Source organism: Limnospira sp. PMC 289.06 (assembly GCF_032350395.1).
Lineage (GTDB): Bacteria > Cyanobacteriota > Cyanobacteriia > Cyanobacteriales > Microcoleaceae > Limnospira > Limnospira platensis.
Window position 1 is genome coordinate 22,930 of the sequence record NZ_JARPLC010000009.1, and the last position, 9,023, is coordinate 31,952.

Here is a 9,023-nt window from a genome sequence, read left to right on the forward strand (position 1 = left end):
AATATATATAAAAGGAGAGAGAATGACCCAAACAGAAACAACGATATTACACAGTTACAGCAGCAGTCAACCGATGAGGCTGGATCAAGCTGTTGAATCTTGCCAAAACTGTCTCGAAGGTGCGATCGCACTAACTTTTGTAGGTTGGGTTGAGGTAACGAAACCCAACATCTGACTTTGATGGGTGGAATTGAGATAACGAAACCCAACATCTGTTTTTGAGTTTTTAATATATATAAAAGGAGAGAGAATGACCCAAACAGAAACAACGATATTACACAGTTACAGCAGCAGTCAACCGATGAGGCTGGATCAAGCTGTTGAATCTTGCCAAAACTGTCTCGAAGGTGCGATCGCACTGTTGTACTCACCGAGTAGCTGTCAGATTGCCAAATTGAGCGAGACTCAGTTGAGAAAGTCTGACGGGAGTGCGATCGATTCCCAATTATTAGAGGATGTATTTGAGGCGCGAGTGTTTAACCAAAACTGCGAGTTGCGCTGGTTAAACCGTTTGGATGGTGAAGGGGAAGCGGTGCTTTTGTCGGAATCGGAACAGTCTATTCAAGGATTTTATTCCCATGAACCAATCGAATGCGAACGGCTCCAGCAGCAATATTTACTGTGGGGAGAAGCAACTAATACTGTCACAACTCAAGGCTGGCAACGGTTGGCAGAAGCCCGGATTGGTAAATTGGATATTCCTTTAGATGGGAAGCTGAAGGAAAAGCAACGAGTTTACCTTTGGACTCTGGAGTATTTGGCTAAGATTGACGACAATTTTGGCAATTTTTCAGTTATCGAAGAACGTTTAGTTAAATTGGAGGCAAAATGATGAGTCTTGGCAACGTCAAAGTCAAAGTTAAAATCAATAAAAAAGGAAATTCAAATAGAAGTTTTGAGTTTTCTTATACAAACTCAAAAGGACAATTTGTGCAGAAACCTTTTACCAGCATTCCTGAAGAACAAATTTCCATAGCACTCCTTCAAAAAGTCAAAACAACGATGCAGACATTGACTGTCAAAGTCTTGTTTGAAGAAGAGGGCGATCGCATCTTAAAAATGCGTGAGGAAGGTCAACCTTGGGATCGGGATACTCTCCCAGAAGCATCGTCTGAAGCCTCAGAAGCTCCCAAGAATGTGAATCCGAAGAACTTCCACAATCCCTACAATTTTGTTCCGGCACCACCTCGCAAAACTGACGATCCAGAATTAGGCGATCGCAAACCAGTCGGACACGGATGCTATCATTCCGATCGCTGGACGGGACGGATTTCAGTCAAACTCAAAACGATCACACCACTATTGATTCCTGATGCTTCGGAAATGACTGAAAACAAGGATCATAAAACCTATCCGGTGCGATTAGGTGCAGATGGTAAACCTTACTTGCCACCCACTTCGATTAAAGGAATGCTGCGATCGGCTTATGAGGCTGTCACAAATTCTCGGCTTTCAGTCTTTTTTAAACATGATAAGCGGTTGGCTTATCGGATGTCCGCGACAGAAGGAACGACTGCAAAACCTGCTCGTGTCGAGAAACGTGGACATGATTTATACTTGCGAATTTTAGAAGAATCTAGCTGTGTCGGTGGTGCAGCGAAATTACCACGTTATGATAAATATGGAAAATCTCCTGATAAAGGAGAAAAGCATCAAGCCTTGAAGTATAACTCAACGAAAGGCTTACCTCAACATGGCGATCGCGTTCGCGTTCAACTCAGCAAAGGTAAAGTTACCCAAATTCAACGGTGGGATGACAATATTCCGGGTGGTGATTGGAAACTTGGCTGGGTTTGCGTGACGGGTGCGAATATTGGCGGAAAGCAGAATGAGCGAGTCTTTATTCAAAATGGCTCTGATGTGTCGGTAAAAGTCAACGACAACATTGTTGAACTTTGGGAAGATCTCATTGCTGACTACCAGAAAACTCACGAAAAAGACCTGGCAGAGCGTGACAAAAAAGGAATATCTCCCAGTGCTTATTTAGGAAATAAACCGGGAGAAACGGCTTGGTCGCGTCATGTTTACGAGAAGAGCGAAGCGAAGTTACAAGAGGGGACTCTCTGTTATGTCGAACTTCAAAAAGGTTACGATCTTGATAATTTACACCATACCGATATTGTTGCGCTTCAACCGGTGACAATTTCTCGACGGCTTTACGATGTTAAGCCGGAAGACCTGTTGCCTAAAAGTTTGCACCCCGCAGAAAACAAACAAGAACTTTCACCCGCCGATCGCGTGTTTGGCTGGGTCAAACAAAATGGCAAAGGCTCGTATAAAGGTCATCTTCGAGTTCATAGCGTTCAGTGTCAAACCTCGAAAGAGAAAGCGATCGCTCATTTTGGCAAGTCAGGAGTTCCGTTAGCTATTCTCGGACAGCCCAAACCGGCACAAACGCGATTCTACTGTGCGGAGGATAAAAACGGTAAGGCGATCGAGAAAGGAGAATACAAAGAGCATGGTTACGAAAGTCGCGATCGCGGTTTGCGGGGTCGTAAGGTTTATCCCCATCACAATCATTTACCAGAAGGCTACTGGGACAATCCTGCTAAACATCGAACAGATGATATCAACGGCTACTATCAAGAATACCGTCGTCACAGTGGAGAGAATGAACGAGATTCCCAGAACCGCTCGATCACAGGTTGGGTTAATCCCGGAACTGAGTTTACGTTTGATATCGATGTTAGCAATTTATCGAATGTGGAACTGGGTGGCTTATTGTGGCTCCTCAGCTTACCCAACAACTCTCATCATCGACTGGGAGGCGGTAAGCCATTAGGGTTTGGAAGTGTACGGCTCGATATCGATCTAGAAAATAGCGATTGGCGAACAGGTCAGGATTGGCGAGAGTTTTATCGATCGCTCACTCCTATCACTCCGACATCTCTAGATCCATCTGTTTGTATTCGTGACTATCAAAATGCAGTACAGCAAATATACGGTAGCGGTAAATCTTTTGAAAAGGTATCTTTCATTGCTGCCTTTTTGCGAAGTTCTACAGGTTTTAATGATGGTTCTCCCATTCACTATCCCCGTACCAATGCCAAAATAGATCCCGAAGGCAAAAACTATGAATGGTTCACAGACAATGAAGGTGGAGATCTTTGGAGTTTGCCGAGTTTAGAGAGTGGCAAGAGCTTACCTCTGAAATCTCGCACAAATCAAAAAGCGGCACAAGGTCGGGGAAATGCCCCCACATCTGCTGCAACTGAACGAGCAAAACCTTCATAACCTAAATCCTCCCAACAAAAAAGTAATCAACAGAAAAGAAAACGTTAATTAGGAGAAAAAAATGCGTCGTTTTGTTTTGTCAACCGTTGGAACCAGTCTGTTAACTAATCAAATTGATCGGAGTAATGAGGCAGAAAAAAATTGGTATGCCTTATTACGGGATTCTGCCAATGTACAACGAGATAATTTGAATCCTGAAATTCTACAAATTATTGAGACACTTAGCGATCGCGCGACGGCAATTTTGCAAAGCAGTACAGTTCCAGGTATCCGAAGAGCCAGTGCAGAACTCAATGGAATTTATGGGATCTATGATGGCAATTTGTCGGATGCACGAATGGATTCACATTGGCTGATTTCTACGGATACTGCCCAGGGAATACAAACGTCTGAAGTCGTCAAAAGTTTTTTAGAGAGCCAAGGAATTTTGGCCCAAATTTATACCCCCGATAAACTTTCGACTGCCGACACAGAAGAATTTGGCAATGGCATTGACAGTATCCTTGAATGGCTCGAAAATACGATTCCCGGTCATAAGGAAGCTCAAGATCGGATTTGTTTTAATTTGGTGGGAGGATTTAAGAGCTTACAAGCATACTTGAACACCATTGGAATGTTTTACGCTGATGAAATTGTTTATATTTTTGAAAGTCCCCAATCAGAGCTGATCAAAATTCCTCGCCTTCCACTTCAGTTTGATACGTCAGGAATTGACCCAATGCAGTTTGCGTTAATGTCAGCCGGGGCTTGGATAAAATTGTCTGAAATTAACGATTCTCGGGAAGCATTACTTTATCAGGTTGAAGATGAAGTCACATTGTCTAATTGGGGGCGTTTGATTTGGAATCAGTCTAAATCAGAATTGCTTTCACAGGATTTACTGTCATTCCCAAGATTGATTTACCAAGATTCTTTCCGCAGCGATTATCAAACTATTCGCAATTCTAAAGAGAAAGTCAAGCTGCAAGAAACCTTGGCTAAGGTTTCTTATTTATTGAGCAAGCATCAAGGTAACACTGGTCCGTTGAAACAAGATGGAGGAGTTTTATATGAAGTTTACACAAACAAGGGAGGAATTGCTCACTTTCGGGTAACACAAGGTATTCGCATAAGCTGTACATCGTCAGATGGTCAGTTAACTTTGCGTCGCTATGGAACAGAGCCAGATGTCAATAATAATCCATAATTGAAAATTTTGGAGAATATCATGAGAAATACACTCATTTGCACCGTGGGAACTAGCCTGCTGAATAACCTTAAATACTGTGATGATGCGGCTATTCAAGAGGCTTTAAAAGCCCAAAACTGGAAACAGTTATCGCTTCTGCTGCTGGAACGTAAGAATACCGATCGCCTTTGTGGGGCGGAAATTAACTCGATCGCCAGTATTTGTGATAAAGGATTTTTGGCAGATCGCAACCGTCTGATATTTTTGGTATCAGATACTGATGATGGCAGAGCCATGGGAAATCTGCTTAAACTGTATTTTGATTATACCAGAAATCCCCTCAATTTTCAACAGGTAGAATATCGAGTTTTGACGGGACTGCGTGATGATAGCGTCCAGGATTTTCGACAAAAAGGCTTGAAAAATTTGGTTAAGGAAATTAGCACGGAGGTTCGCACGTTTTTCCCAGAGGCGATCGCCATTAATGCGACTGGTGGATATAAAGCCCAAATTTCCTTCGCGGGAATGATTGGACAAGCCCTAGGAATTCCGGTCTATTACCTATTCGAGAAATTTTCCGAAGTCATCGAATTACCCCCCCAACCGATCGCCCTCGATTTAGCTTTTTGGCTAAATAACTATTTGCTGTTTGAATGTCTGGAAACTGAACAAACCGCCGGAGTCTCCCAACTGGAATTTCCTATCGACGACCCCTATTTATCATCTTTAGTAGACCGGGAGGATGATTTGATTAGTTTGTCCGCCATGGGGGTACTCTTTAATGAGCGATCGCGCCTACAATTCGCCAAACAGCAAACCACAATTTTAGAGATAATTCCCCAAGATGACACTAAACCGGAGGCGAAAAATATCAGTTTGCGAGATGACCATGGCAAAGATGTATTGATGGCTTTTTCTCAAAAAGTTAGCCGATCGCCCTATGTAAAAAGTATTGTCAACTCTCTGCCTTTTAACCCTAAGCAAAAAACACCAATTCGCCGCACCTATCCCAAGGGAATTGTGGAATTTGTGCTAACTTGGACAGATGCGGGTTATGGTATTTGCATCCAGACCACCGGACGAAATCTCGCCGAAACCAATACCATTGCTATTCATCTCAAACAGGAATTTAGCCAGTAAATTTACCTTGTAAATCCCATCGATTTAACCTGGGGTGACTCAGCCGCCACCCCAGGGATTTTTATTTGATCATTTCTGGGAGAGAGGGGGGGTGGCGTTGGCGGTTGCAATTTGGGTATACAATTCTGGATCATCGGACATGAGCATTTCCCAACCATTGCGTCGCAACAGAGATAAAATGGGGCGATCGCTAACCATTCCTCCGGCTAGAGAAATCCCGACAATTAAGACTGTATAGGTGATGACAGTAAATCATCCCAAAGGTGCGATAATTACAGCAGGGAAATAGCCGGCAAGATTACCCTGACCCTAAATCGGAATCCCAGGGGGGAGGGGGACTGGGAAACCATATTGCATGATTACCAAAAGAACTGTAATAATTCAGCAATCCAAAGGTTCCACAACTTGCCGCCTAGCCGAAGTTGATTTAGTGGTCATACTTCCAGGGGTTCAGTTAACCGATAGCACGATCGCCCAACTTCTTGATCGTGGCATCGAAACCATTTTTCTACGCCAAGACGGACGGTTTCGCGGCCGTCTCCAGGGACACTTTCACACCAACCCGACGGTAAGACTCGCCCAATATCGCGCCCTCGATACCACCTTCAGCATGGCGATCGCCCAAAAGCTAATTTTGGGGAAAGTCCGTAACCAGCGATACCTTCTTCAGCGACGCAACCGCGAAACTCAGGGTAAAATCACCCAATTAACTGAAGCGATCGACACGATCGCCTCCTACCTTCCCCGGCTCAAACAGACAGAAACTCCCCTTGATCGCAATGAATTAATGGGAGTTGAGGGGGTCTGCGCCCGTATTTATTTCCAAGGGCTAACCCACTGGTTCCCCCCAGAGTGGAAGTTCACCGGACGTAACCGCCGCCCACCTAAAGATCCCGTTAATGCGCTATTGAGTTGGGGTTATGGGGTTTTGTTGGCGCGGGTATTTGCGACTACTGTTCAGGCGGGGTTTGACCCTTATTTGGGGTTTTTCCATGCAAACGCCCCATTTCGCCCCAATTTGGTACTAGATTTGATGGAGGAATTTCGCCCGGTAGTGGTTGATCGGGTGGCGATCGCTTTAATTAACAGCGGGTTGATTGATCCTAATGATTTTGAACCCGCACCAGGGGAGGAGGAGGGGATATGGTTGGGACAAACGGCGAAAAAGCTGTACTTGGGACAGTTGGAACGCCAACTCCAGGATTCTATCCTATATCCCCCACAACATCGGAAACTTAAACTAAGTCAGATCCTTTTGGAGCAGGGGCGATCGCTCGGTCGTTGTTTGGTAGAAACTCGCTTGGACTATGAGGCTTTTATTTTTCGGTGAAATCATCGGTGCATCAGATCCCCTACTCTCAAGTCTTTAGAAGGATATCATTATGGCGAATTTTTGGTTGGTTTGCTACGACGTAAGAGACGACAAGCGCCGCAACAAGTTGGCGAAGTTGTTGGAGGCGCGGTGTCAGCGGGTTCAGTATTCGGTGTTTGAGTGTCCCCTGGAGGAAAAAATTCTGGAGGACTTATTGAATAAGCGGTGGCTAAAGGTTTTGAATTTAGAAAAGGATAGTCTGCGGGCTTATCCCCTCAATCCCTCGACTAAAGCTCAGGTTAAGGTCTACGGGGGACCGCTTCCTTACGAACCACCAGACTTTCTCATTTTGTAAGGGTGGCGATCGTCCAAATTTTGATGGCTTTGGGGCTGAAATGCCCTTGAGTCAATGATTTTCAGCAATGTAAAGTTATATTGCAGTTTTTAATAATATGGCGCGACGAGGATACAACAGAAACCTGATATAAACTTGAGCTAAAAAAAGAGAAATTTGTTTTTTGGGGGGTTGACAGTCTCGCACAACTCCTGATAATATAAAAACATCGCAAAACAAACGAATTTACTCGCGCCAAACAAGCCTGTAAAGTTTTGTTAAGCACCTTCTACGTGTTCTCGCGCAAACGCACCTTGAAAACCGCATACTGTAAGGTTTCCAAAGGTATAGGGTCCAACCCTACCAATTCCCCGCAAGGGGACGGAAACATCAAGGCTGTTACACCTTGGTCAGCCACGACTCTCTTCGTCGTCCAACCCTACCAATTCCCCGCAAGGGGACGGAAACGTTGCTTTCCGAAGACATCGTCAAGGGTGAACCCCATTGACTGTCCAACCCTACCAATTCCCCGCAAGGGGACGGAAACTTATTTGATTGATGCTTTTGACAAACTCGATAAACTCGGTCCAACCCTACCAATTCCCCGCAAGGGGACGGAAACACTTTGCCTGAAGGCTTTTTCCCAGAAGAGCCTACAGAGGCGTTAGGTCCAACCCTACCAATTCCCCGCAAGGGGACGGAAACTAAACTTTGTTATCTGCCTTTCCCTGGACAAGAAACCATTAGTCCAACCCTACCAATTCCCCGCAAGGGGACGGAAACATGATTTGAAACCGACCTGGATTTTCTCTTGACACTCTATGTCCAACCCTACCAATTCCCCGCAAGGGGACGGAAACTCTGTTTTTCCAGGGGTGGAGCCCGTCCCCTTCATTTATCCCAGTCCAACCCTACCAATTCCCCGCAAGGGGACGGAAACTTGACGAAGAAACCCTCCCGGAATTAGCAAACCGAGAAGAAGTCCAACCCTACCAATTCCCCGCAAGGGGACGGAAACGAAGCCATGCCGCGTTTCTTGCACTTCCCAAACGTGCCCCGTCCAACCCTACCAATTCCCCGCAAGGGGACGGAAACCAAACCACGGGTTTCTGTCAGCGCCTGCTGGATTTCCACCAGTTTTGTCCAACCCTACCAATTCCCCGCAAGGGGACGGAAACTTCGGTTAATTGCGGCGGTTGAGGGACAAACCGCAAAAGTCCAACCCTACCAATTCCCCGCAAGGGGACGGAAACTTCGTTTATAATATATCGCTGAACTCCTCTAGCCAACTTAAGTCGGTCCAACCCTACCAATTCCCCGCAAGGGGACGGAAACTAGCACACTGTGCCACTAAGAACACTATCTAGTGGTACGAACGTCCAACCCTACCAATTCCCCGCAAGGGGACGGAAACGCTACCATTCTTTGCCTTGGTGGCATCATGTCTAGCATCATAGCTGTCCAACCCTACCAATTCCCCGCAAGGGGACGGAAACCTCGCAGTCTACAGGGTGTAATCGTTTTGCCAGATTAATCGCTGCGAGTCCAACCCTACCAATTCCCCGCAAGGGGACGGAAACCTTAATGTTGTTTTTCCTGATTTATCTATACCTTCAAGTATTGTCCAACCCTACCAATTCCCCGCAAGGGGACGGAAACCCGCCTCAAAGGTGAGGACGGTCAGGAGCGCCTGGAGTGCTGCGTCCAACCCTACCAATTCCCCGCAAGGGGACGGAAACAAAGTTGTGTAACTGATTTCGCGTGTTTCGAGTTCCTCGTCGTCCAACCCTACCAATTCCCCGCAAGGGGACGGAAACTAGCACACTGTGCCACTA

Annotated in this window: 8 protein-coding genes and 1 CRISPR repeat array (1 of these 9 running past the window's edge); of the genes, 7 read left to right on the top strand and 1 reads right to left on the bottom strand. The window is 45.6% G+C overall.

Annotated features, from left to right (window positions below; translation table 11 throughout):
• Positions 1-22: 22 nt before the first annotated feature.
• From P5674_RS03725 to P5674_RS03745, 5 genes are all read left to right on the top strand, one after another.
• Positions 23-175, top strand: coding sequence for a hypothetical protein (locus P5674_RS03725; protein ID WP_231851941.1), 153 nt, complete (start codon positions 23-25; stop codon positions 173-175).
• Positions 176-250: 75 nt separating this feature from the next.
• Positions 251-832 (top strand): type III-D CRISPR-associated protein Csx19, encoded by a 582-nt coding sequence (gene csx19 / locus P5674_RS03730; RefSeq protein WP_006616885.1) that lies wholly within the window; start codon positions 251-253, stop codon positions 830-832.
• A gap of 98 nt (positions 833-930) precedes the next feature.
• Positions 931-3,234 carry a TIGR03986 family type III CRISPR-associated RAMP protein gene (locus P5674_RS03735; RefSeq protein WP_315669805.1) on the top strand — a complete coding sequence of 768 codons (2,304 nt, stop codon included), beginning with the start codon at positions 931-933 and terminating at the stop codon, positions 3,232-3,234.
• Positions 3,235-3,295: 61 nt separating this feature from the next.
• Positions 3,296-4,420 carry a CRISPR-associated protein, APE2256 family gene (locus P5674_RS03740; protein WP_006616887.1) on the top strand — a complete coding sequence of 375 codons (1,125 nt, stop codon included), beginning with the start codon at positions 3,296-3,298 and terminating at the stop codon, positions 4,418-4,420.
• Positions 4,421-4,441: 21 nt separating this feature from the next.
• On the top strand, positions 4,442-5,542 hold the full coding sequence (locus tag P5674_RS03745) for a putative CRISPR-associated protein (RefSeq protein ID WP_315669806.1): 1,101 nt from the start codon (positions 4,442-4,444) through the stop codon (positions 5,540-5,542).
• 69 nt (positions 5,543-5,611) lie between these two features.
• Here P5674_RS03745 and P5674_RS03750 read toward each other — a convergent pair whose 3' ends face one another.
• Entirely contained in the window at positions 5,612-5,740 is a 129-nt protein-coding gene (locus P5674_RS03750) for a hypothetical protein (RefSeq protein ID WP_286131298.1), read from the bottom strand.
• Positions 5,741-5,897: 157 nt separating this feature from the next.
• On the opposite strand from P5674_RS03750, the gene cas1 reads away from it, so the two are divergent.
• On the top strand, positions 5,898-6,872 hold the full coding sequence (cas1, locus tag P5674_RS03755; RefSeq protein WP_315669807.1) for a CRISPR-associated endonuclease Cas1: 975 nt from the start codon (positions 5,898-5,900) through the stop codon (positions 6,870-6,872).
• Positions 6,873-6,924: 52 nt separating this feature from the next.
• Positions 6,925-7,209: a CRISPR-associated endonuclease Cas2 gene (cas2, locus tag P5674_RS03760; protein ID WP_006616890.1), complete on the top strand. Its 285-nt coding sequence runs from the start codon at positions 6,925-6,927 to the stop codon at positions 7,207-7,209.
• A 331-nt stretch (positions 7,210-7,540) separates the two neighbouring features.
• Positions 7,541-9,023: a CRISPR direct-repeat array (repeat unit 37 nt; unit sequence GTCCAACCCTACCAATTCCCCGCAAGGGGACGGAAAC) (it continues 695 nt past the right edge of the window).